22 protein-coding genes and 1 pseudogene are annotated in these 24,281 nt (G+C 44.6%); 13 read left to right on the forward strand and 10 right to left on the reverse strand.

All coding sequences use genetic code 11. The annotated features are described in order from the left end of the window. The first annotated feature begins 414 nt into the window (after positions 1 to 414). Positions 415 to 672 (forward strand): DNA-binding transcriptional regulator Fis, encoded by a 258-nt coding sequence (fis, locus tag AAHK14_RS11460; RefSeq protein ID WP_065255570.1) that lies wholly within the window; start codon positions 415 to 417, stop codon positions 670 to 672. A 104-nt stretch (positions 673 to 776) separates the two neighbouring features. After that, positions 777 to 2,369 carry a bifunctional phosphoribosylaminoimidazolecarboxamide formyltransferase/IMP cyclohydrolase gene (gene purH, locus AAHK14_RS11465; RefSeq protein ID WP_065255571.1) on the forward strand — a complete coding sequence of 531 codons (1,593 nt, stop codon included), beginning with the start codon at positions 777 to 779 and terminating at the stop codon, positions 2,367 to 2,369. A 150-nt stretch (positions 2,370 to 2,519) separates the two neighbouring features. Here the strand turns inward: purH and AAHK14_RS11470 are convergent, their stop codons facing one another. From AAHK14_RS11470 to AAHK14_RS11495, 6 genes and pseudogenes are all read right to left on the reverse strand, one after another. Beyond that, positions 2,520 to 3,158, reverse strand: coding sequence for a trimeric intracellular cation channel family protein (locus AAHK14_RS11470; RefSeq protein ID WP_156065043.1), 639 nt, complete (start codon positions 3,156 to 3,158; stop codon positions 2,520 to 2,522). A gap of 86 nt (positions 3,159 to 3,244) precedes the next feature. Beyond that, complete coding sequence (gene hpt, locus AAHK14_RS11475) at positions 3,245 to 3,775, reverse strand: hypoxanthine phosphoribosyltransferase (protein ID WP_065255573.1); 531 nt, start codon at positions 3,773 to 3,775, stop codon at positions 3,245 to 3,247. A gap of 91 nt (positions 3,776 to 3,866) precedes the next feature. Continuing rightward, positions 3,867 to 4,208, reverse strand: a complete 342-nt coding sequence (locus AAHK14_RS11480; protein WP_156065045.1) for a hypothetical protein — start codon at positions 4,206 to 4,208, stop codon at positions 3,867 to 3,869. A gap of 13 nt (positions 4,209 to 4,221) precedes the next feature. After that, positions 4,222 to 5,307 carry a tRNA 2-thiocytidine(32) synthetase TtcA gene (gene ttcA / locus AAHK14_RS11485; protein WP_065255575.1) on the reverse strand — a complete coding sequence of 362 codons (1,086 nt, stop codon included), beginning with the start codon at positions 5,305 to 5,307 and terminating at the stop codon, positions 4,222 to 4,224. A 642-nt stretch (positions 5,308 to 5,949) separates the two neighbouring features. Continuing rightward, positions 5,950 to 8,313, reverse strand: a pseudogene (gene rlmKL, locus AAHK14_RS11490) (bifunctional 23S rRNA (guanine(2069)-N(7))-methyltransferase RlmK/23S rRNA (guanine(2445)-N(2))-methyltransferase RlmL); the annotation flags it as partial. A gap of 237 nt (positions 8,314 to 8,550) precedes the next feature. Beyond that, positions 8,551 to 9,798: a mechanosensitive ion channel family protein gene (locus AAHK14_RS11495; protein WP_065255577.1), complete on the reverse strand. Its 1,248-nt coding sequence runs from the start codon at positions 9,796 to 9,798 to the stop codon at positions 8,551 to 8,553. A 165-nt stretch (positions 9,799 to 9,963) separates the two neighbouring features. Here AAHK14_RS11495 and AAHK14_RS11500 point away from each other — a divergent pair, with 165 nt between their 5' ends. The 9 genes from AAHK14_RS11500 to AAHK14_RS11540 all read left to right on the forward strand — a co-directional run bounded on the left by AAHK14_RS11500 (position 9,964) and on the right by AAHK14_RS11540 (position 18,961). Then, positions 9,964 to 10,179: a hypothetical protein gene (locus tag AAHK14_RS11500; RefSeq protein WP_065255578.1), complete on the forward strand. Its 216-nt coding sequence runs from the start codon at positions 9,964 to 9,966 to the stop codon at positions 10,177 to 10,179. Then, the gene (locus AAHK14_RS11505; RefSeq protein ID WP_065255579.1) at positions 10,166 to 10,540 is read left to right on the forward strand and encodes a PIN domain-containing protein; all 375 of its coding nucleotides are present in this window, start codon (positions 10,166 to 10,168) and stop codon (positions 10,538 to 10,540) included. The genes AAHK14_RS11500 and AAHK14_RS11505 overlap by 14 nt, the downstream gene beginning before the upstream one ends. A 736-nt stretch (positions 10,541 to 11,276) precedes the next feature. Further along, complete coding sequence (gene asd, locus AAHK14_RS11510; protein ID WP_065255581.1) at positions 11,277 to 12,416, forward strand: aspartate-semialdehyde dehydrogenase; 1,140 nt, start codon at positions 11,277 to 11,279, stop codon at positions 12,414 to 12,416. A gap of 239 nt (positions 12,417 to 12,655) precedes the next feature. Then, a complete protein-coding gene (locus AAHK14_RS11515; protein WP_065255582.1) occupies positions 12,656 to 14,116 on the forward strand; it encodes a FimV/HubP family polar landmark protein in 1,461 nt (486 codons plus the stop codon). A gap of 58 nt (positions 14,117 to 14,174) precedes the next feature. Continuing rightward, complete coding sequence (locus AAHK14_RS11520; RefSeq protein WP_065255583.1) at positions 14,175 to 16,142, forward strand: FimV/HubP family polar landmark protein; 1,968 nt, start codon at positions 14,175 to 14,177, stop codon at positions 16,140 to 16,142. Positions 16,143 to 16,249: 107 nt separating this feature from the next. Beyond that, positions 16,250 to 17,221, forward strand: coding sequence for an asparaginase domain-containing protein (locus AAHK14_RS11525; protein ID WP_194092513.1), 972 nt, complete (start codon positions 16,250 to 16,252; stop codon positions 17,219 to 17,221). Between the two features lie 6 nt (positions 17,222 to 17,227). Beyond that, the gene (gene truA / locus AAHK14_RS11530; protein ID WP_065255585.1) at positions 17,228 to 18,034 is read left to right on the forward strand and encodes a tRNA pseudouridine(38-40) synthase TruA; all 807 of its coding nucleotides are present in this window, start codon (positions 17,228 to 17,230) and stop codon (positions 18,032 to 18,034) included. A gap of 62 nt (positions 18,035 to 18,096) precedes the next feature. Then, a complete protein-coding gene (infA, locus tag AAHK14_RS11535; RefSeq protein ID WP_029102801.1) occupies positions 18,097 to 18,318 on the forward strand; it encodes a translation initiation factor IF-1 in 222 nt (73 codons plus the stop codon). Continuing rightward, positions 18,308 to 18,961: an alpha/beta fold hydrolase gene (locus AAHK14_RS11540; protein ID WP_065255586.1), complete on the forward strand. Its 654-nt coding sequence runs from the start codon at positions 18,308 to 18,310 to the stop codon at positions 18,959 to 18,961. Before infA ends, AAHK14_RS11540 begins: the two co-directional genes overlap by 11 nt. A 26-nt stretch (positions 18,962 to 18,987) precedes the next feature. Here AAHK14_RS11540 and AAHK14_RS11545 read toward each other — a convergent pair whose 3' ends face one another. From AAHK14_RS11545 to AAHK14_RS11560, 4 genes are all read right to left on the reverse strand, one after another. Beyond that, positions 18,988 to 20,187: a TIGR03862 family flavoprotein gene (locus AAHK14_RS11545; RefSeq protein WP_065255587.1), complete on the reverse strand. Its 1,200-nt coding sequence runs from the start codon at positions 20,185 to 20,187 to the stop codon at positions 18,988 to 18,990. Continuing rightward, positions 20,177 to 20,842: an SAM-dependent methyltransferase gene (locus tag AAHK14_RS11550; protein ID WP_065255588.1), complete on the reverse strand. Its 666-nt coding sequence runs from the start codon at positions 20,840 to 20,842 to the stop codon at positions 20,177 to 20,179. The genes AAHK14_RS11545 and AAHK14_RS11550 overlap by 11 nt, the downstream gene beginning before the upstream one ends. A gap of 96 nt (positions 20,843 to 20,938) precedes the next feature. Then, positions 20,939 to 21,277: an ATP-dependent Clp protease adaptor ClpS gene (locus AAHK14_RS11555; protein WP_065255589.1), complete on the reverse strand. Its 339-nt coding sequence runs from the start codon at positions 21,275 to 21,277 to the stop codon at positions 20,939 to 20,941. 21 nt (positions 21,278 to 21,298) lie between these two features. Then, positions 21,299 to 22,057 carry a hypothetical protein gene (locus AAHK14_RS11560; protein ID WP_156065049.1) on the reverse strand — a complete coding sequence of 253 codons (759 nt, stop codon included), beginning with the start codon at positions 22,055 to 22,057 and terminating at the stop codon, positions 21,299 to 21,301. Between the two features lie 310 nt (positions 22,058 to 22,367). Here AAHK14_RS11560 and AAHK14_RS11565 point away from each other — a divergent pair, with 310 nt between their 5' ends. Both AAHK14_RS11565 and AAHK14_RS11570 read left to right on the forward strand, forming a co-directional pair. Continuing rightward, positions 22,368 to 22,982: a carbon starvation CstA family protein gene (locus tag AAHK14_RS11565; protein WP_255518731.1), complete on the forward strand. Its 615-nt coding sequence runs from the start codon at positions 22,368 to 22,370 to the stop codon at positions 22,980 to 22,982. Positions 22,983 to 23,163: 181 nt separating this feature from the next. Then, positions 23,164 to 24,069, forward strand: coding sequence for a carbon starvation CstA 5TM domain-containing protein (locus AAHK14_RS11570; RefSeq protein ID WP_345894482.1), 906 nt, complete (start codon positions 23,164 to 23,166; stop codon positions 24,067 to 24,069). Positions 24,070 to 24,281: the final 212 nt, after the last annotated feature.

The following is a 24,281-nucleotide window of genomic DNA, read 5'->3' on the forward strand; positions in this document are numbered from 1 at the left end:
ATAAATGACCACTTTGTAATTATTTATTAACACAAATTAACAACAGGATAATACAGCTTAACATTAAAAACATCTCATGACTTGCCAAATTACGGCAATTATTTTACAATAATTCTAGGAAATACGCCTTCTACTAACAGGTGATTGATAGATATTGACTAGGACGTGTTAAACTTTTGTATTTGTAATGAAAAATAGGGGAAATCGCCCGTTTTTCAAGGAAAAAACTTGAGACTGATAGCCATTCTATCAAGCAAGTTTTTGACGATGAAAAACCAGATTTTAGCCATTTTTCATGCAAAAATGCACCTTTATTTCTAAAATATTTCTATATTTTAAATTGTGTTATAAAGGGCAGGCACGCCCTAGCCTACCACTCGCAAGAACAAGGTTAAGTGAGACACAGGAGCTGTTATGATGACCCCCACGCCCCCCATCCAAGAAACCACCCCGCTACATGATGAAGTTAAAAAAGCGGTGGAGAGTTACTTGATGCACCTAAATGGCGAGAACACCACCAACATGTATGAGATTTTTTTACATGAGCTTGAAAGACCCCTGTTGGTAACGGTCATGAGACACACACGCAACAACCAATCCAAGGCCGCCCAAATGCTTGGGCTAAATCGTGGCACACTCCGCACCAAGCTAAAAACGCATGGCTTATTATAATTTTTCCATGTTTTGTACCCGTCATTTTTGGCGGGTTTTCGTTTTGTTTTAATCCCACTTTTAATCCCATTTTATCCACCCTTGTAACCCAAAAAGGTATTTTTATGAAAAAATTTGCCCTACTCTCCGTCTCTGACAAGGCAGGCATTGTAGAGTTTGCCCAAGAATTATCCGCCTTAGGCTTTGGTATTTTGTCCACTGGTGGCACCTTCAAACTCTTGACCGACAATGGTGTCCATGCCACAGAAGTCTCCGCCCACACCGGTTTTGCCGAAATGATGGACGGACGAGTCAAAACCTTACACCCCAAGATTCATGGCGGTATCTTAGGTCGCCGTGAGATAGATGGCGACATCATGGCAAAGCATGGTATCAATGCCATTGATATCGTGGCGGTGAACCTATACCCCTTTGCCCAGACGGTTGCCAAAGATGACGTTACCATGAGCGATGCCATTGAAAATATTGACATTGGTGGCCCTGCCATGGTACGCTCATCTGCCAAAAACCACAAATATGTGGGCATCATCACAAGCCCTGCCGACTACGCCACCGTCATCAACGAGCTAAAAGCAGACGGCAAATTATCAGACAGCACTCGCTTTGATTTGGCGGTTAAAGCCTTTGAACATACCGCCAGTTATGACGGCATGATAGCGAGCTTTTTGGGGGCAAGACTGCTAGACAAAGGCGAGCCATTAAGCGATGATGCCACCGCCAAAACCCAATTTCCACGCACCTTTAACATTCAGCTTAACAAAGTCCAAGAACTCCGCTATGGCGAAAACCCCCACCAAACTGCCAGTTTTTATGTAGAAAGTGGGACAACAGAAGCATCTATCGCCACCGCCAAACAGTTGCAAGGCAAAGAATTATCCTACAATAACATTGCCGACACCGATGCCGCCTTAGAATGTGTCAAATCCTTTGCCAAGCCTGCCTGCGTAATTGTCAAACACGCCAACCCTTGCGGTGTGGCGGTATCGCTTGACGGCATTTTAGACGCTTATAACCTAGCCTATGCCACCGACCCTGAATCTGCCTTTGGCGGGATTATCGCCTTTAACCGTGAGCTAGATGTGGATACTGCCAAAGCCATCATCGACCGTCAATTTGTCGAAGTCATCATCGCCCCAAGCGTGGCAGACGGTGTGCTTGACATCACGTCCACCAAGAAAAACGTGCGTGTACTGACTTGTGGCGAATTGCCAAACATTGACGAACGCACGCCACAGCTTGATTATAAGCGTGTGAATGGCGGTCTGCTTGTCCAAGAGCAGGATTTGGGTATGATTGACAAATCCGACCTAAAAGTCGTTACCAAGGCACAGCCCACCGAACAAGAGCTTGATGATTTGATTTTTGCATGGAAAGTTGCCAAATACGTCAAATCCAACGCCATCGTCTATGCCAAAAACCGCCAAACCATCGGTATCGGTGCAGGGCAGATGAGCCGTGTGAACTCCGCTCGCATTGCCGTCATTAAAGCCGAACACGCAGGACTGCCTGTTGAAGGAGCGGTTATGGCATCGGACGCCTTTTTCCCATTTAGAGACGGCATTGATAACGCCGCCAACGCTGGCATCAAATGTATTATCCAACCGGGGGGTTCGATGCGTGATGAAGAAGTCATCGCCGCCGCCGATGAGCATGGCATTGCCATGGTGTTTACCGGCATGAGACATTTTAGACACTAAAAATTAGGACATATCCCAACCAACAATAAACCCCTATCTTGGGGTTTATTTTTTGCTTATATAATCACCAAAGGGCGTGTTCAACACACCCCTACAAAGGCATTTTTCAAGATTTGACATTGGTGCAAATTGGGGTTAATTTGTTGTATCTTACACCATACGAATGCTTGGCAAATGCCAATCATACCGCACCGCCAGCATTCGCACACCAAACACCACCATCAGCATGGCAAGCTCGCACAGCCACGCCACCACACCCAGTCGTCCCAGCCCCAGATAGGTCAGCGACCCCAAGATACTGGCGGTAATATAAATCTCCTTTTGCAGTACCATCGGCAACTCTTGGCAAATCATGTCTCGCATGATACCGCCTGCGATACTCGTCATCACCGCCATCATCACGGCAATCAGCGGTGTCGCCCCCATCGATAACGCCACCGTCAGCCCAATCACACTAAATGCCGACAGCCCAATGGCGTCAAACAACTTTAACACGCCGTTCATGCGTGCCGTCGGACGAAAAAACATCTGACATAGGATTGATGTTATCGTAATGGCGAACACATAATTTAAATCTATCGTCCAAAAGAGCGGATGTCGGTCAAGCATGACATCACGAATCGTCCCACCGCCAATGGCATTGACCATAGACACCAAGATACAGCCAAACAAATCAAAACCCTTACTAATGGCAAGCATGGTGCCTGCCACCGCACAGGCAATAACTCCAACAAAATCAAGTACATAAATCAAACTTGCCGTATTAATCGGCTGAGCTAACTCTATCATAATCATTCTATCATCAAAAAATCGGGTAAGATACCCGATTTTTATTTATAATCTTAAAATAGTTTATATAAATCAATGGTTTATTATTACAACCCAATCTCACCGATGAATGGCAAATGGCGGTATTTTTGTTCATAATCCAAGCCATAACCCACGATAAAGCGGTCTTCGACTTCAAAACCCAAAAACTTCACGTCCATGTCTATCTCACGGCGAGACGGCTTACTGACCAGCGTGCATAGCTCAATGGAGTTTGGCTCACGGGTTTTTAAAATATCCACGACCTTAGACAAGGTACGCCCAGAGTCAATAATATCTTCGACAATCAGCACATCTTTACCACGAATGTCGCCGTCCAAATCTTTTAAAATCTTAACATCGCCACTAGATACCGTGCCTTTGGCGTAGCTGGATGCGGTCATAAAATCAAACTCATGCGGTTTGTCAATCGCTCGGCACAAATCCGCCATAAAAATTACCGAACCACGAAGTAGCCCGATTAAAATCAGCTCTTTGTCGCTGTTGGCATAATGGGCGGTGATTTGTTTGCCAAGCTCGCTCACTTTTTGGGCGATTTCTTCGCTACTAATCATCACGTTTAGATTTGGTATGGTCATAAAACTACCTTTTGGTTTTGTTAAAATTGATTTAAATTTGATATTATTTGGTGCGTACACACCCTACCACTCTTGATATTAAAAAGTGGAATTAAATGGAAGCCATCATCGCTGGCGAATATATCGCCCAAACAAAAGCTAGGGCGATTAAAAAAGACAGCACAAGCACCAATAGCCCAATATGCCATTCTTTTTTAATGATTGCCACACTGCCAATGATTAAATTAAGTTTTGGGATTAGCCAAATGGCTTTTGCTTGGGTGATTGACAGCATAAAAGCCGTATAAGGCACAATCTCAACGCCAAAACCCTCCCACATTCTAAGCAATTTATTTAACTCGTGTGGATTATAACCGCCAAGCAGATAGATAAACACACCTTGAACACCTACGCATATCAGCAGTAATAGGATAAAAAGTGCTTTTATTATCATATTTGACTCACAATCAATCCAACACAGGATTTATCGTTGGGATTTTGTTGCTAAATTTTGGGTTAAAGGTCTGCACTTGTGGGGCGGTTGGCAAGCCAATATCGGCAAGTTTTTCACTCACGCCCACTTGGATATTATCGCCTTCAAAGAGCCGTTCATCGTCCGTCCGCTCGGTTTTTAGACTTTCAAAATCAAACAATTCACGGTCGGCAAGCTGACTTGGGGCGACATTTTGCAAGGCTTTAAACATACTGGCTAGGCGTTTTGGGTGAGCGTTATCCCATTCCCGAAGCATATCATTTATCATCGCCCGTTGCAGGTTTTCTTGTGAGCCACACAGCCCACAAGGAATAATGGGAAACTGCTTATAATTGGCATATTTAATAATATCCTTTTCGGCAACATAGGCAAGCGGACGGATGAGCACGTTTTGTTTGTCATCGGATAACAGCTTAGGGGGCATGGCTTTTAGACTTCCGCCATGAAACAAATTCAAAAAGAAAGTCGCCAAAATATCATCACGATGATGACCAAGTGCAATCTTGGTCGCCCCAATCTGCTTGGCAAAGCCGTACAACGAGCCACGTCTTAGGCGAGAGCAAGCCGAGCAGTAAGTTTTGCCTTCTGGCACGACTGATTTTACGATACTATACGTGTCCTTTTCTAGGATATAATGCGGAATGCCTTGTTTGGATAGGTATTCGGGCAGGACGTGTTCGGGGAAATTGGGCTGTTTTTGGTCAAGATTGACCGCCACAACATCAAAGTTAATCGGAGCAATGCGTTTTAAAAACAGCAAAATATCAAGCAAGGTAAAGCTGTCCTTACCGCCTGAGATACACACCATGACGACATCGCCGTCTTCAATCATGTTAAAATCACGAATCGCCCACGACACTTCTTTACGCAGTTTCTTTTGTAGTTTCTTGAAACGGGCGGATTTGATGCCGTCATCAAAGTCATGCTCATCATCGCCGTCCGTGTCCGTCTCTCGCTCGCTGTCGGCAGATAGGGCGTGAATGATTTCAGAATGGCTTTCTACATCGTTTAGAATTTCTTGGTTTGAAATGTCATCGTTCAAGGTTTGGCTGTCGGTCATGGCTGTTTCTCAAATTTATATTTGGTTTAATATTGGGCGAATTGCAATTCGCCCCTACATTCCAATAAAAAACGGTTATTTGGTGTGTGGTACGCACCTACCATTTTTAAATCTATTTTTAAATCATGATTTTGGTTTTACCGTATATTTTTTGGGTTTGCCCGATTGATTGGTTTGGGTGTTGTCAATGGGTATGGCAACCAATTTACCGTCAATCTTTTCATAGCGTACTTTTGGCTTATCTGATTTAGCAGGTTCATTATCATAAAATCTGTCTTTACCTGTTTGTCTTTTATCAAATGGTTTATCAGATTTATCAAATTTTTTATTAAAAGATTTGTCTTTATCAAATGACTTTTTGCCATTATCTCTAAAACCACCTTTAAAATTATCTTTTTTAAAGTTGTCTTTTTTGTCATCTTTTTTAAATCGTGGATTGTCTGATTTATCAAATTTTTTATCAAACGATTTTTCAAAAGATTTATCAAAAGACTTTTTAAATTCTCGCCCTTTTGAATGTTTTATCTCGCCTTTTTTATCATTGTTTTTGTCATGACTATAATTATCATGATAAGCCGTTATTTCATCTTGCCAATCGTCATTCACCGTATCAAATGCACTTTCAAATTCATAAACTTTCATCATTTGATTTTTGTGCGTGATTTTAAAACTTTGATGAATGGGTTTTTTAAGATTAAAATCCACGCCAATGGTTTTATCGGTGATTGGCGTTACGTCATAGCGGGCTTTGACTTCATCGTCCAACACAAATTTGGTAAAGTTATTACTAAAATACAGCACGCCATTTGGGGCAAGGCGGTTCATGGCACGGCTAATCAAGGCAACATGGTCTCTTTGTACGTCAAATGTTCCCTTAAACTTTTTGGAATTGGAAAAAGTGGGTGGGTCAATGAATATCACGTCAAATTGTTCGGTGTTATTTTTTAGCCAGTCAAATACATCGGTGGCGATGAATTGATATTTTGGTGTATCGTCTAGGGTTTTGGCGGTCAAATCAAGCCCATTTAGAGCAAAATTTTGTTTGCCCCAATTTAAATAATTGGCGGATAAATCCACACTCGTTACCGATTTTGCTCCGCCCATTGCCGAATGCACGCTGGCGGTACAAGTATAGGCAAATAGATTTAAGACATTTTTGCCACGACTGGCATTTTTTATCATTTCACGGATATTGCGGTGGTCAATAAATAGCCCCGTATCCAAATAATCAGTAAAATTCACATACAAATACGCCCCATGCTCATGAGCGACATACATTTTTTTAGACTTTTGATTATCGTCTTTGGTGTTTTTGGTATATTGGTCATTGCCCGATTGTCGCATACGGGTTTTTATAAAAATGCTTTCACGGTGAACATTAAAAATATCCCGAATGGCAGATAATACCAAATTAAAACGGGCTTTGGCAATATCGGTGGGAATTTGTTTTGGCGGGGCGTATTCTTGGACATGAATTTTATCGCCATAAATATCAATCGCCACATTATAATTGGGCAAATCAGCGTCATAAATTCGCATATTGCTGATATTGTTTTTTTGGGCGTGTTTTTTTAGGCTTGTGATATTTTTTTGTAAACGGTTGATAAATTCTTGGCTGTCAGGATTATCAATTTCTTTTTTATTAAAATTGACAATCAATTCATGTGCCAAACGGTCGGTTTTGGCAAATTCTACCGCCCCATGACGAAAATAGACAGTCAATGCCCCGTTGTGGCATTTTAGGGTGTTTGGTTCGCTAATCGGCAAGGTGTCAGCGTGTTCAATGTGGCTTGCCAGCACCGCCATGTCTGCACGCCCCACATGGCGTAAACCGTCCGCCACGATAAGCCCCAAGCCGTGATACAAAGGCTTGATAAAATCGCTCTCGCCCAGCCGTTCGCCATAAGGGGGGTTGGTGATGACAAGCGGATAGGCGGTGGCAAGCTCGCTCAGCACGGCTTTGGCGGTGGCAAGCGATCGCTGTTCTAGGCGGACGTACTCGGCAATGGGGGCAAGGGCGGACGCTATCAGGTTCTTGTGACAGGCACGCACGGCATGAGCGTCAGCGTCTAGGGCAAGGGCGGTAAAGTCGCCTTTGATAATCTCTTTTTCTAGGCTTGCAAGGTTGGCATGAAATTCGTCCAAGGCTTTACTAGCAAGGGTTTGCCACAGCTCGTCATCGTGGTGTTGCCAATGATAAAAGCCAAAATCGCTTGCTTTTTTGTCAATGCCCACAGGGTAGGCGGTTTTCATGAGCAAGGCTTCGGTAATGAGCGTGCCAGAGCCACACATGGGGTCAATAATGGCGGTATGCTCGCCCTTGTGCCAGTTGCATTCATAAAGCAACGCACTTGCCAAATTTTCCTTTAAAGGAGCGTCCGTGTTCGCCACACGATAGCCACGGCGGTGTAGGCTTGTGCCTGATAAGTCCAAATACAGCTCGGCAAGCTCACCTGTGGCGTGGGCGTAAATGTGAAAATCGGGGGATTTATCCACGTTTGGTCGCTCGCCTAATTTTTTGTTAAAGCAGTCGGCGACAGCGTCTTTGATACGCAAGGTGGCAAATTGTTGGTTTACCGACAGGCGTTTGTCGGTGGATAGGCGTATGGCGAAGGTGTTTTCTACACCAAACACGCTTGTCCAATCATAACGACTGGCGAACTCATACAAGGCGGTGGGTACGTCTTCGTCAATGACTTTGGTCTCTACCGTGCGAGTGGTTTTTTTACCGCCACTTTCACGCACTTGGTTTACGGTTTGGGTTTTTTGGCGAAAATAATACTCGCCAATGGGCAGTAACACACGGCTTGCCACTCGGCTATATAGGCAAATTTTGTAAAAGTCGGCAAGCGACACGCCCACACGCACACGCCCCGTCCGCACAACCTGCCCGACTAGCCCAAATAAGTCAAGCTCTATCAATAAGGCATTTTCAAGACCGTCCGCACAAGTGATGACAACGTCAAAGGCGGTGGGGGTAAAGTCGGCGAAGGGTAGTTTTGGCATGGTGTGGGCTTAGGCTTTGTAAGAATTTTGGTAAGGGGGTTTGGGTAAACCAAGTATTATAGCATAATTTGGGGCAGGTGTGGTAGTGGCGGTTGTTGTTTTTGGGATTTTAAAGGAAAATAGGTCAAGTAAATGATGTTGATGTCATTGTTAAAATGGTTGTTTGTTATTATCAATTTAAATCACAGATAATTGTATAAATAACATCAATTTATTTAAATTAACTTTTATTACTTGTTATTGCTTTTTTATAGCACTCTCTACATCTTCTTCTTTATCATTGATATTTTTATCTAATACTTGATGAATTACTGCTAAGCGTTTTTCTTTATCATCTGAGCGGTTAAATAATATCTCTTGATAAGGATAAGGAGTTTCAAATCCTGCTTCATCTAAGGCTCGTTTAATACGCTCATTGATGTTTTCTTTGATAATCGGAATACGGGCAACCGATAATGGAGCAACCCAAAAACGCACAATAAAATAAATGGCATATTCGCCCACTTCACTGACGGTCGCCATAGGGGCTGGGTGTTTTAAAATCACTTCATCTTTACTTAATGTTTTGATGATGATTTCTTTGGCGTGGGCGACATCATCATATAAACCAATTCTTGCTTTGACATCAAATCTTATCATCTTTTTGGACGTTAGGTTAATCACTTCCGATGATGACATGGTCGAATTAGGAATGATGATAATGATGTTATCACGGTCAAGAATTTGCGTGGCTCGCAGGGAGATTTTGACCACTCGCCCTTCTTTATCACCCAACCGAATCCAGTCGCCCACTTGAAACGACTGTTCTATCAAAATGGTAATGCCCGCAATGAAGTTGGCAAGCGTGCTTTGGGCGGCAAAACCCACTGCCAAACCCACAATACCCAAACCTGCCACTAAGGAGACAATATCAAAACCGAACTGGGCGAGTACGCTTGCCAAAGCAAAAACGATAATCAGCACCAAAATCAAGTTTTTAAGCAGTTGTTCAATGGACGCATTGAGTTCATAGTAACGTAACACTCTGGCGACCATTTGCCCACTGGTCGCCCACAGCACATAATAAAACCCCGCCCAAGTCGCCGCTTTTGCCGTTGCCTTAATGGTCTCTGCCTGCGTGCCAATCTGCGTCATCACCGCAAGCAAGCTCGCCACAAACCATGTATAGCGTAGCACCGCCCGAGCAATCCAAACATGACGCTGTGATAGGTGTAGCGGACGGCGACAATGCTTTAATAAATAGACCAACAGCCAATAAAAAAAGCCAATAATAACCAATAAAATCAATATCTTAATACTGATACTGGCAAAAGCCATGCCCCGCTCTGTCCAGTTTAGGGTCTCATCTTCGAGCGAACCGCCAAGCGACACATACACGCTTTGGTACAAATCATTTAGGATTTTTTCAAAAAAATGGGGTAGGTTCATGAGCTGACGAATGGACGATGATAAAATGGGCGATAGCAACCGACAAATAAACCACATCAGCAAAGATGTGGTAGAATGAATAGGGTTTGTGAATTATAACATAAAGCCTATGATATTAAAAAGAGTTTTAGCCAAATATTGACCGAAAAGCGTTTTATTGGGTATAATCATCATACCAATGATTAACAACACTTTATTAAACGTTTGACATAGGAGCATGCCATGATTTTAGACATTCCCCCAATTATAGAACAAAATATTGCCATTCAAGCTCAAAAACAGGGCATGAGTGCCAATGAATGGGCAATTTCGATTTTACAAAAAGCCAGTAATCCTGATGAAATGCTATTGGCAGATTTTATCAAGAATAAACAATTAAACAGTTTTCAAGGCAATCCTACGGACATTCAAAAGGCAATGCGTGATGAATGGCAATAATTACCTGCTAGATACTTGTTTTATTTTAGGGATTTATAATGGCGATGAACACGCCCTATCTTTAATGCAAAACATTAGCTTAAAGCAATGCTCGGTTAGTGTGATTACTTATATGGAATTACTTGGCTATCATGGCATTAGCCCACAAGATGAAAAAGAACTAACTCAATTTTTAAGCTTAGTTAAATGCATTGATATCAGCCAAGATATTAAACACACCACCATTCAACTTAGAAAACGCCATAAAATAAAACTTCCTGACTGCATTGTATTGGCAACGGCTCTTGTTGATGATTTACAATTATTAACCGTAGATAATGGATTAAAGAATAAATTTTTAAAAGAGACGAATAACTTCTAATAATTTTATTTTTTGATCATGTTAATTAATGATAATATTAAACAGATTTTACAGATAGTGAATTACATAGCCAATTAACCCCGATTTGCACCAATGCTAAGTTTTAAAAAATTTATTTATCTTATAGCAGGGTGTGTAATACGCATCTCACTGTAATTAGTGTATTTTGAAGTTAAATGATTATAACCCCTTACCCTACCAATTTTACCTACCAAAAATTCAACTAGGATTATGTTAAATAAATTTTGATAAACATAAAAAAGAGCGAATATTTTCGCCCTTTTTATCAAGTCCAATTACCACGCCTGCGACAATGCCGACAATACGCCTTTTAGCATGGCAGAGACGGTACTGCTACACACGCCAAAAACAGACATACCCCAAACCACACAAAAATAAACCCAGCTTATCACTAAGCTGGGTGTGGGTAAGATTAAAATGAATTTTCCTTGCCATTCCTAACGGCGATTTAGTTCCTATTATCCTGGTTTTTTTCTTGATTTTATCATCGATTTTATCACCATATTTTTGTGTATTATAAAAATTCTGCCCATCGCTGACCATTGGTAAAATGCCTAAAATTTTGTAAGCGATTGCCGACATTTGTGTGAAAACTTATCAGTTTTACTGATGTTTACTGGAAAATTTATGAAATTTAACAAAAACACTTGCTTTTTTTGCCCAAAAAAGGCATAGTTATGGGTTACAACTTTTTAATAAATTTAAGGTGTTAATTATGGCAGATAAATTAACTGTCGGTCTTGTGGGCTGGCGTGGCATGGTTGGTTCGGTACTCATGAACCGCATGATTGAAGAAAATGATTTTGAGCATATCACTCCTGTGTTTTTTTCAACCAGTAATGCAGGTGGCAACGCCCCTGATTTTGGTGGCAAAATCAAGAGCGATAGCACATTAAAAGACGCAAACGACATCAATGAGCTTGCCAAATGTGATGCCATCATCACCTGTCAAGGGGGCGACTACACCAAAGCAGTACACCCTGCCTTGCGTGAAAGCGGTTGGAATGGTTACTGGATTGATGCGGCAAGCTCACTGCGTATGGACGACAACGCCATCATCATCTTAGACCCAGTTAACCGCAACGTCATCGATGATGCTCTAGCCAATGGCAAAAAAGACTTTATCGGTGGTAACTGCACCGTAAGCCTTATGCTCATGGCAATCGGCGAGCTGTTCCGTCGTGATTGGGTAGAGTGGGTGTCTGCCATGACTTATCAAGCAGCAAGCGGTGCAGGAGCCAACAACATGCGTGAGCTTATCTCTGGTATGGGTGTACTGCGTGATAGCGTGGCAGACAAACTTGCCGACCCTGCATCTGCCATTTTGGAGATTGACCGCACCATCGCTGACACTCAGCGTTCGGATGAGTTTCCCAAACAGCATTTTGGGGCGGTGCTTGCAGGTAGCCTAATCCCTTATATTGACAGTCAACTTGATAACGGTCAATCCCGTGAAGAGTGGAAAGGTCAAGCCGAAACCAACAAAATCCTAGGTAAAGCCGACAGCGAACTTATCAATATTGACGGTATTTGTGTGCGTATCGGGGCAATGCGTTGCCATAGCCAAGCCTTGACCATCAAACTCAAAAAAGACATTGCCCTTGACGAGATTGAACAAGCTCTGATTGATGCAAAAAGCCCTTGGCTTGACGTTGTCCCCAACAACAAACCCGACAGCATGGCACGCCTAACCCCTGTGGCGGTAACGGGTACGCTAAATGTGGCGGTCGGTCGTCTGCGTAAGATGAACATGGGTGGCGAGTATTTGACTGCCTTTACCGTGGGCGACCAACTACTGTGGGGGGCTGCCGAACCACTTCGCCGTATGCTTGCCATCATTCAAGGGCGTATTTAACCCTTAAACCTGCTTAGCCTACCCAAGCAGAATGTTGTTAGGTTGAGCGGTTTTGGTTTTTGCAGATATTGTAAAGTTTTGCAAAAATCTTACCGCTTGCCTACATTTTAATACCATATATTTGCAAATTATCAAAATAAGCTAGCATTTTTTGCCATATTTTGTTATAAATGCACCATAAAACCGTTTATTTGACGGTCTCTTTTTATTCATTATTGACAACCCTTTAAAGGATAACTATGTCTTGGCATAAAACTCACCGCACTACTTTTATTTATCAAGCAGTGCTTGCTTCGTTGTTTGGTATGGTAAGCCTAAATGCTTCTGCCATGAATCTAGGTCAAGCCAACATCACATCGGCACAACATGAGCCTTTATCTGCCACGATAAATGTTACCAATATTGATGCGGCAAACTTCCATGCATCTGTCGCCAGTAACGACATCTATCGCCAGATGGGTCTTAGCCCCGATGCTCAGATTTCGGTGAGTTTTACACCCACATCAAACAACGCAGGTCAAATCACCCTAACTTCCAACCAACCCATCAGCACACCCTTTGCTGATGTCGTACTAAACTTAAATAACAACGGCGAGCAAATCATTGAGCCACAGACCTTGCTCATGCCTTTGCCTGCCACCAATGCTTTCACCCTACCTGAAGACAAAGTAACGCAGGTAGTGACCGCTGAGACCCGACCCAACCTACCCGAAACCAGTCCCATCACCGAAACACCTGATGACTTCATGCAGTTTGACGAACCAATAACACAGGTCATTACTCAAGGCACCCCTGTGCTTGAACCCGTACCCACTGCCATAGGCACCAGTGAAGGCAACATCATCTCCAAAGAAGAAGCGGTATTATCACAAATCACCCCTGAAGGCACCAACAGACAAGTTGATATCCTAACCGAAGAGATAGTGCGTCGTGTATACCCTGCTGGGCAAGTACCGCCGATGCCTACCGCTCCAACGTTTGATGAGCCATTCATCGCCCAAGACACCATGGCAGAACAACCCGCATCACAACCTGAGCAAACCCAAACAACAGCACCTACCGAATCCCAGTCAGGTCAAGCGACTTATGTTGTGCAACAAGGCGATAGCTTGTGGAGTATTGCGAACGTCATTGCACAAGCAAACAACATGAGTGTTAATGAAGTGATGACTGCCATCCATGAAACCAATCCTGACGCTTTTAACAAAGGCAACATCAACCAACTCAAAACAAGTGCCAACTTAAACCTACCCAGCTATCAAGTTGTGCCATCACAAAAAGCGATTGCCGAAGCGATTGAAGCCAGACGTGCCAGCAGAGAGCGGGCCGTTACCGCAAGACAATCAGCAAGCAGAAGTAGCACAGCAAGACAAACCAGAAATGACACGCCAAGACGTGGCAGTCAAGTGACCGCCAAGCCCGCTCAAAAAGCACTACCAAGAGCTCAAATGACCTTGGTAACACCTACTCAACAAGGCAGTGCCACAGGCACCAACAGCAAACCTACATCTAACACAACAGCAGGTGGTGGTAACTTGGCAGGCACCCTTAAAAATACACGTCAGCAAACTGCCAATAACGCCAAACGTGTCAATAGCCTAAACGAAGAGCTCTCATCAGCTGCCAGAAAAGTTCAGTTGCAAAACCAAAGGCTTGCCGAACTTGAAAATCGTCTAAAAAATCTCAAAGAGAAACAATAATTAACAAGGGTAATACCCACCAAGCCTGTTCAAGCAGGCTTGTCAAATTGGAGTTATTATGGAAACCATTATTATTGCCATTGGTGCTGTTGTTGTAATTGGTATTGTGGCATTTTTTGTATTAAAAAAACTACAAGCCCAAAAATCAGAACTACCTGCCAGCCCACAAGCCCACTTGCCCACTCAGCAAGCTCCTGTGGCACCTGCACCCACACCCACCGCTACTGATGAGCTTGCCACGGCTGATGCACACATTCGCAACCAAAATTATCAAGAAGCCATAGCTGAGCTCAAACGCGTGTTGATGACCAATCCGCGTCATAACGGTGCCATGCTAAAACTACTACAAACTTATGGTGTTACTAAACAGTTTGCCGCCTTTAATCAACTTCATCAAAAAATTCACGAGATTGCCGATGGCGAGACCATTCGTGAAGCTGATTTTTGCAAATCTCTACTAGAAGAAGAGATGACTGGTGCGACAGTTCAAACACCTGCACCAATGCCACAGCCGACACCTGCCCAAACTGCAGCTGTGGTTGCTCCTGCTGCTGCAACAGTCGCTACACACAACCAGACATCCACCGCCTTTGACAGCGGTCTTGACTTTGAATTTGAGACACCTGAGCCTGCCCCCATGGCACCAGCTCCCACCCCTGCCGTCTCTAATGATAATGTTCATGGACTTGATTTTGATTTTGATACATTACAAGATCCAGCACCATCAACCAAACCTGCTGTTACTGACAATGATTTTGACCTAAGTTTTGACGTTCCGTCCCAAGAGCCACAGTCTACCGCAAAGCCTGCCTTGGAAGAGCCTACCTTAGATTTTGATGATTTCTCTTTTGACGAACCATCAAGCACACCACCAGTCAGCGAGCCGACCCTTGATTTTGATACGCTAGATGATGGTTTCAACCAAGACTTGGGTAGCGATTTAGACACCGGTTTGGATGGTGGATTAGCTGGCGACTTATCAGCTGACTTTGACACCACGTCAGCACCAAGTACAGTTGCTCAAACAGCTCCAGCCCCAAGCTCCGATGAGTTAGATGCGTTTGATTTTAACTTTGACGCTCCTACTCCTGCTCCTGCACCAACTCCAAGTGCCAGTTCCGACAGCTCTGACGACTTAGGTTTTGACTTTGATTTGGCACCCGAGCCAGTTGCAACCCCAGTTACCACTGCACCTGTTAATGATTTGGCATTTGACGACTTTGATTTTGATGCCGACTTGTCATCCACTCCTGCACAACCTACCATACCAGCTCCTGCCCCAGCACCCCAAGCTGACGTATCAGACTTTGGCGACTTTGACTTGTCATTTGACACCCAAACCACCCCAACAGCACCTACGCCACAAACGAGTGCTAATGACGGATTGGATTTTGACGGTCTGGATGCTGACTTTGGCTTGGTTGGTGAGCCTGAGCCTGCCGTCAAACCAGCACCCACACCTGCTACCCCCAGTGCTGACTTTGCTGATTTTGACCTAGGTTTGGATAATACGCCAACACCCGAGCCCACCCCTGCCAATACTAATGATGGCTTGGATTTCGGTAGTTTTGACCTAGGTTTGGACACGCAAACAACCCAACCTGCACCATCAAAACCAGTTGCACCAGTACAAGATGCCACACTGGCATTTGATGCCAACGAGCTGGTGTTTGATACAACACCTGCACCTGCCACCGAGACGAGCGACCTTGATTTTGGCGGTTTTGATTTTGCTGAAACACCAGCAGCCACCGCTCCAACAGCCACCCCAAGAGCCACACCACCTGCTCAGCCAGTAGCCACCGAATCCCCTGTGGCAAAACAACCCGCCCAAACAGCAGGGGTGCCATCTGAGCTGAGCTTTGTTGATAATCTTGATAATACAGGGGTAACACTCAATCTTGCCAAACAATATCTTGATCTTGGCGAGTACGACAGTGCCAAACGTCTGCTTGATGAAGTGATACAAACAGGCAGTGCCGCTCAGCAACAAAACGCTCGTGAATTACTGGCTCAGTTAGCATAAATCACGACTTGACAACACAATTAAAGGCATGTCTTACGATGTGCCTTTTTTGCTTTTTTATAAAAACCATGCTATGATTTGCCCAATCATTTTACACTTAGCTTATCATGCTCTATCAATCAGACGACATTCATCTTATTTATGCTGGCGGTACTTTTGGCAGTCATGGCACGCCTTTATCGCCCTTGTCTGCCCATGAGTTTTTACCTGTTTTACAAAATTTATTAAACAGCCGATTAGACAGCAGACAAGTCATTTTGGATAATGACTGCATTAAAGACAGTAGCACCTTAACCCCTGCTGACTTTACCCATTTTTATGAACTCATCCGCACCGCCCATCAGCAAGGTGCCAGACGATTTGTACTGATAACAGGCACGGATACCCTAAGTTTTTTGGCAAGTTTTTTATTTCACGCCTTTGCCGACAGCGACCTATCCTTGGTGATTACAGGGAGCATGAATCCACTACTTGTGGCAGATAATCCTGCTTATCACATAGATGATACCAGCGATGCTTGGCACAATCTATCAGATGCCATCAATGTCAGCCAAACCCATCAAGGTGTGTTTGTGCAGTTTTGCCACCAAACCTTTTGGGCGGACAACACTCAAAAAATAGACAGTCTCAATCCTAATGCCTTTTATGGCACACACGTTAGTCATCCAAGCCTGACATTACCCACAGTCTGCCCCGAGCCTTTTGACATCATCAAACATCACACCAATACCGCCAACATCAAAAGCGTTTTTTTATTGCCTAATGACACAAGCCACATCGCCCAAGAGCTAGCCAATATCGATGACAACACCACCGCTGTCATCCTTATCGCCTATGGGGCAGGCAACCTACCCAAAAGTGATGCTATTATCGCCGAGCTTGACCGACTGCATGAGCAAAACATCCCTGTGATATGCACCACCATGTGTCCTTTTCATGGAGTGAGCACCACTTATGCCGCAGGGTCTTGGCAATATGCTCATCATGTGTGGTCAGGGGGCAAATTGAGCATTCCTGCCATCTATGGGCGACTTTTATGGCTGGCGGTAAATAACGCCTTATGTTCTGATAACTGGTGATTGGTGATGAGCATGATAATCCACGCCATTGGCATTGAGTTCATTGGCACGCATTATAAAGGCTGGCAACGTCAGCAAGAAGTGGACAGCATTCAAGCTCGCCTTGAATACGCCATCTCCAAGGTCGCCAACGAGCCTGTGGAAGTCATTGCCGCAGGTCGCACTGATGCAGGGGTGCATGCAGGTAATATGGTCGCTCATTTTGCCACCACCGCCCATCGCACGCCCCACCAGTGGCTTCGTGGCGTAAACACCCTACTGCCCGACGACATCGCCTTAACGTGGGTCACGCCCATGCCTGATGACTTTCACGCACGCTTTGGTGCCATCGCTCGCCGTTATCGTTACATCACCCTAAACCAACCCTATCGCCCTGCCATCTTACGCCATCAAGTCACTCATTTTTATGAACCCCTTGATGTCAATGTCATGGTACAAGCCAGCCAGCTTCTGCTTGGCACACATGATTTTAGCAGTTTTCGCTCATCCATGTGCCAATCCAACAAACCTGTCCGAGACGTTCATCATATCCATCTATTTAAACATGGGGCGTATCTTGTGTTAGACATTCAGGCGGACGGTTTTTTGCACCACATGGTGCGTAACATCATGGGCACGCTTTTTGCGGTTGGCACAGGCAGGCTCCACATTGATGCTTTGCCTGCACTCATCGACACCAAAGACCGCTCACTACTGCCACCCACGGCAGATGCGGACGGGCTGTATTTTATCAACGCTTATTATCCTGATAAATTTCAACAGCTACTGCCAAAACAGCTTTTGACCCCGTTGTGGCTTGGTTTATTAGAGTAATCCATTGCTATTTTATGCAATTTCTACTATAATACCGCTTTCATTTTTAACTTATTTGACTTATGGCAAAAAAAGACGACATCATCGAGTTTGAAGGCGAAGTCATTGACACGCTACCGAACACCCTATTTAAAGTCCGCCTTGACAACGGACACGAAATCATCGCTCACATCTCAGGCAAGATGCGTAAACACTATATCCGCATTCTGACAGGCGATAAAGTCAAGGTTGAGATGACCCCTTACGATTTATCCAAAGGTCGCATTACTTATCGTGGCAAATAAACCCACCACGCTCGTCTTACATGGTTTACACCAAACCAGTTTGATTGTTTATCCGCTTGCCAGATACATTCGGCGAGCGGGTTTTGTCGTGCATACACCCACCTATCACAGTCTACGTCAAGACGTCTCGGCACACGCCAAACGCCTAAATGACTATCTGCTCACTCATCACAACCCCGACAAGCCCATCAATCTCGTGGCTCACAGTCTGGGCGGATTGGTGATTCGGCAGTTCTTGCATGACTATCCCGCATGGCAGGTTCATCGCTGTGTCTCCCTTGGCACGCCCCATCAAGGCAGTGTCTGTGCCACTTATGTCAAACGCATGCTGTCGCCCCTAGTGGGACAGTCCTATATCGGAGCGTTGGACGGCACTTGTCCGAGTGTACCTAATGACGTGGAATTTGGCGTGATTGCAGGGGATAAGTCCCAAGGCTTGGGTTTGCTGTTTTTAAATTATCACAACCGCCACTACCGCACCCAACATGCCCATGACGGCACGGTATTTGTCCATGAGACAGAACTGCCTTCTGCCACTGACAGTCTGATTTTGCCTGTCACTCACACGGGCATGCTAACCAGCTCTGCTGTTGCCAACCAAGTGGTGCATTTTTTGGAATACGGTAAATTTAGACGGGCTTAGCCTATCTAGGGTGTGCTTTTGGCTTTTTAGCTTACCTTTATCGGTTGCAATTTTAAAAGCTGAGCCACGCCACGCCCCACCGCCTGCCCTGTGGCAAAACATGCCGTCAAAAGATAACCACCCGTCGGAGCATCAAAATCTAACATCTCACCACAGACAAAGACGGCAGGATTGGATTTGAGTTGCAATTCATCCGTTAATGCCGTCCGCTTGACACCGCCACCTGTACTAATGGCTTCATCCATCGGACGAAAACCATCGAACGCCATCGGCAAGCATTTGACAAAACCTGCCATGCGTTCGTGATTTGCCCAGTCTGCTTTATGGGTGCATTCACGAATTAGGGCGATTTTGATGTCATCCAAGCCGATTTTTCGTAAAATGTTATTCAAAGACTGCTTTTTATTTTTGGTAAATGTCTTGGCGATGTCATCTGGTGATTTGTCAGGCAATAAATCCAAATACACCCTTATCCCATCATGACACGCACGCATGGCTTTGTTGTATTTATAAATCAGCCCGCTCTCCACGCCATAATGAGTGATGATGATGTCGCCTTGGGAGACAGGCTCGCCATCTGTCCACAGACCCACCCTTTTTAACGGCTTACCAAAAAATTTATCCATATAAGGCGACCACGACCGCACCACCCCGACATTACTGGCATACAGTGGGGTCAGTTCATCATCAGACAGCCACGCCTGCCATGTGCCTGTCGCCCCCAATCGCCGATACGAACCACCACCACACGCCAGCACGATGACATCAAATGTCTGCTCAAACTCCGCCCCATCATGAGCAAATCGCACGGCATTACCATCGATACCCAAGCACTCGTAGCGATAAAAAATCTGCACGCCCCTTGCCATCAAGCGACGCAACCACGCCCTTAGAAATGCCGATGCTTTCATCTGCACAGGAAAAATCCGCCCACTTGACCCGACATAGGTCTCAATGCCCAGCCCAGCGAGCCAATCCACGACCCACGCATTATCACAGACTTGCAAAAAAGGTGTCAACCAGTCAGACGGGGTGTAACGCCCCACAAAAGCCGTCATCGGCTCGGCATGACTGACATTTAGCCCTGTCTTGCCTGCCCATAGGATTTTGCGACCTGCACTTGGCATTTGCTCATAGACACAAATGTCCACATCATAAGCGGACAAATGCTCTGCAACCATAAGACCACTCGCCCCTGCCCCAATGATGGCAACCTTAAGCTTCATCGCTTGGCGACCATGATAAATGTAGGGGCAATGTCTCATCAAAACGGGTGCGATAACCGCTCGGCTTGGTAATGATAAGCTCTTGGCAACGCTCGCCCCGTGCCAAATATTTAATCTCAAAATGCGTGCGTGCCGACGTCGGCTCTATCTGCCTTTTGGTATAAGGCAGTTGCCACACATCAGTAAGCAGTCGCTCAGCTTCATCGATATAGTCGCCAATGTTACTTGCCAAAATAATCTGCCCGCCATCTGCCATCTTTGACAATAACAGCTCAAAGAATGGCATGTTCAAAAAACGCTGGTTTTTGTTTTTGGGTTCGGGATTGGGGTATAAAATAAAGCAGGTTTGGAGCTGCTTGGGATACACCGCAAAGGCTGTCCACGCAATGGCGTCAGCGTGAATGGCGGTGAGATTGGGCGGATTTGCCATGCCTGCTTGCTTGTCAAACGCCCCAAACTTTATGGCGGTACGTTCTATGGCATACAGGTGCTTATCAGGATTTTGGCTGGCAAATAGCAAGGCATGTTTACCCTTGCCCGCTCCGATTTCAAGGCAAATGGGTGTGTCAGCAATGGGGTAAAAATCCCTAGGCGGACGTAAACTGGCTAAATGAAATATTCGGGAAAAATGATGAGATAATGGACTAGATGACATAAAAATGATGGATAAAAATGATGGAAAATGACAGTTTTTGTAGCAATACTGTTTTAAAGATAAGATAATGATTTTACAAAAATATATTTTATCTCATTATGCTCTCTTTAAAGTAACCAATAGCGGAAATTCGGCTTCTTCGGCATACTCTTGTACGATGGCGATTTTCATCTCACCAATCTCTTTGGGCAGGGTCGCCACAATCGCCTGCCCCGTCTGATGAATGTCCATCATCAAAGATACGGCTTTATCCATGCCATGAGCAAACACTTCAACAAGCACAAACACCACAAAATCCATCGTGGTAAAGTCATCATTGTGCATGACCACATGAAATAACGGTACTTCTGCCTGTTCTGGTGCTTGTTCTGGCACGTGTTGTGGCTTAGTCACCACATCACTTTGATTGTCAATATCAGATTCATGTTGGCTCATACCACACCTTTGCTTTTACCGTTATTCGCCTGTGCCGATGGGTCGCTCACTCACGCCCCTGTCTTCTTTTTGTGCGATAAATTCGCCCACCTGCCAGTTGTAGAGCTGTTCAACACGCTCGCCACCTGTATTGATTTCAAATTTGATTTGCCTGGGAGCAAAACCGTCAGGCATGACAAACCGCCCACGAATCCGTTCCACGTCTTTAATCTCATAAATGGCAGGTTTTAGGGGGATTTGCACCATGCTGGTGGCATTTAGCAATGTCATCTTGGGGGTCATGCTCATCGGCGAGCCTGTTGATGACACCATCGCCACATCAAAACGATACTCGTAGGTATTATCCGCCAAAGCAACAATCTCACCGCCCAGCACTTCAAGGGGGATGCCACCATCTTTGGCAAGTTTGCTTTTGAACAGCTCATTAACCTGTGTCAGTTGTAGGTTTTTTGTGGTCAGCTCTTCATTTTTTTCACGCAAGCTCTCTAAATTAGAAAGGCTAATATCACGTTCTTTGACCGCCGAGTCAAGCTGTTGTTTTAGCGTGGCTTCATTGACCGTCATGCCTTGGAGCAGAGCATCCCCGCCTTGCTGAGCTTGCAAAGTCGCCCCTTTTCTAAGCCCTTGTTTGTGTCCGATTTTGTAGCCAAAAACCGCCATGACCATCGCCACCAACGCCAAAGCGATGACGAACAACACCAAAATCTGCTGTGCTGAACCACGCTGATGAGAAATGCTCTGCCTAGATGAGCGATAAGGCATATTTTTAAAAAAAGTCATGATGGGACAAAACCACACAAAGTCAAAGATAAGAACTTTAAACGCATAAAGTGCATTATTATAGCAAAAATCAAACAAGAGTTGCCCTAAAATTTTTAAAATTTTATGCTTTAAAAAATAAAAAGTATTTATTAATAAAATAAATTACAAAAATCAATCAACTACCCAAAATGGTGCATTGACGTTTTTGTCGGTTTGCGGTATTGTAAGCGTCGGTAAATTTTGGTTAGTTTTTTAAAATGCCATTATTTATTAACTTTATTTATTATGCAATAAATTATTCTGATAAAGCAATCTTAGGAGATTGTTTATGTTGTGGTTTTTCTTTTGTGTCGCCGTGTTGGTGGCAGGCTATTTTGTATATGGCAAGATGATTGAAAAAATCTTTGTCATCAATCCCAACAAAAACACCCCTGCCTACACCATGACAGACGGCGTGGACTACATCCCCATGTCCAAAAAACGCATTTGGCTCATCCAACTGCTTAACATCGCAGGCACAGGCCCAATTTTTGGTCCAATCTTGGGGGCGTTGTATGGTCCTGTGGCAATGCTATGGATTGTGTTTGGCTGTATCTTTGCAGGGGTGGTACACGACTACATGTGTGGTATGCTCTCGGTGCGAAATGGCGGGGCAAGTATGCCGTATCTGACGGGCAAATATCTGGGGCAACCTGTCAAGCATTTTATTAACTTACTTGCCGTTGTCCTGCTCGTGCTTGTTGGTGTGGTCTTTGTGGCAAGTCCTGCCCAACTTCTTAGCTCCATCACCATGGATACTTTTGGCACCGCTGCCACAGGGGCGATTAATGTCAATAATGCCGAGAGCGTTGCTGTTGCCACCGAAACGGTCAAAAATACCGTGTTTGGCATGGAAAAAAGCACCATCGTGGTGTTGTGGACAGCCCTGATTTTTATTTATTAAACTTCTTTCCAAACCCTGATTTTTGTAGATTTTTAAAAACTTCAACCCCAATACTTACAAGGGTTTATTTTTAGTTTGGAAAGAGATTTATTATATCATCGCCACATTACTACCCATTGACAAAATCATCGGTCGGGTTTATCCATTTTTTGGTGGATTATTGCTATTCATGTCGCTTGGCATGACTTATGGTTTGCTAAAAAGTGAATTTAGTAGTGGTGGCGGTTATTTCTTTAATAGCATGGGCGGTTTGACGGTTGAGAGTTTCTTTATGAACTTACAACCCAAAGGCGACTTGCCCATTTGGCCCTTGCTATTTTTGACCATTACCTGTGGTGCATTGTCAGGCTTTCACGCCACCCAGACCCCGCTCATGGCTCGCTGTGCCGAGAACGAGTCCGAAGGTCGCTTTATCTTTTATGGAGCAATGATTACCGAAGGGATTATTGCTCTCATCTGGTGTGCGGTCGGCATGTCATTCTATCCTGATTTGGTAAGCCTACAAGGTGCCATTGCTGACGGTTCGCCTTCCAAGGTCGTCTATGACAGCTCCATTGCCTATCTTGGCACCATCGGCGGCATCTTTGCAGTGCTTGGCGTGGTCATCCTACCCATCACATCAGGTGATACAGCGTTTCGTGCAGCACGGCTTATCATTGCCGAGTTTCTAACCATGGAACAACGCACGCTCATGAAACGCTTGTGGATTGCCATTCCACTATTTGTCATCGGCTTTATCGTCTCAAAAGTGGACTTTCAAATCCTATGGCGGTATTTTAGCTGGGCAAACCAAACGGTGGCGGTCGTCATGCTGTGGACGGCGGCAGGTTATCTGTACCGTTATCGTAAGTTCCACTGGGTTTGCACATTGCCTGCCATCTTTATGAGTGCGGCGTGTTATACGTTTTTGGCGTACAACAAAATCGGCTTTGGGCTTGATTATACGCTGTCGGTGTGGATTGGCATTGGGCTTACGGCACTGACCACAGGGGCGTTCTTTATGTTTGTCAAACGTGAAAGCGTGGCAGGCGACCCCGATGCGGTGGTGGTAGAAGAAAAAATCACTTCCACAGCGATAAAGATTTGATTTAACACATAAAAACCACGTCCTAGGGCGTGGTTTTTATTTTAACAAAAATTAAATACAATAGATTTCTTGCGATACTAGGCTTTCCGTTCACCCTGAGCCTGTCGAAGGGTAACGAAAACCGTTATGGGCAGGCATAGCTCACCACGAACGGTTTTCTTTAATTCGGGGTTTCGCAAGAAGTCTAATTTGTACTACAAAGGCAGGTACGC

It is taken from the genome of Moraxella sp. K1664 (assembly GCF_039693965.1).
In the GTDB taxonomy this organism is placed as follows: Bacteria; Pseudomonadota; Gammaproteobacteria; order Pseudomonadales; family Moraxellaceae; genus Moraxella.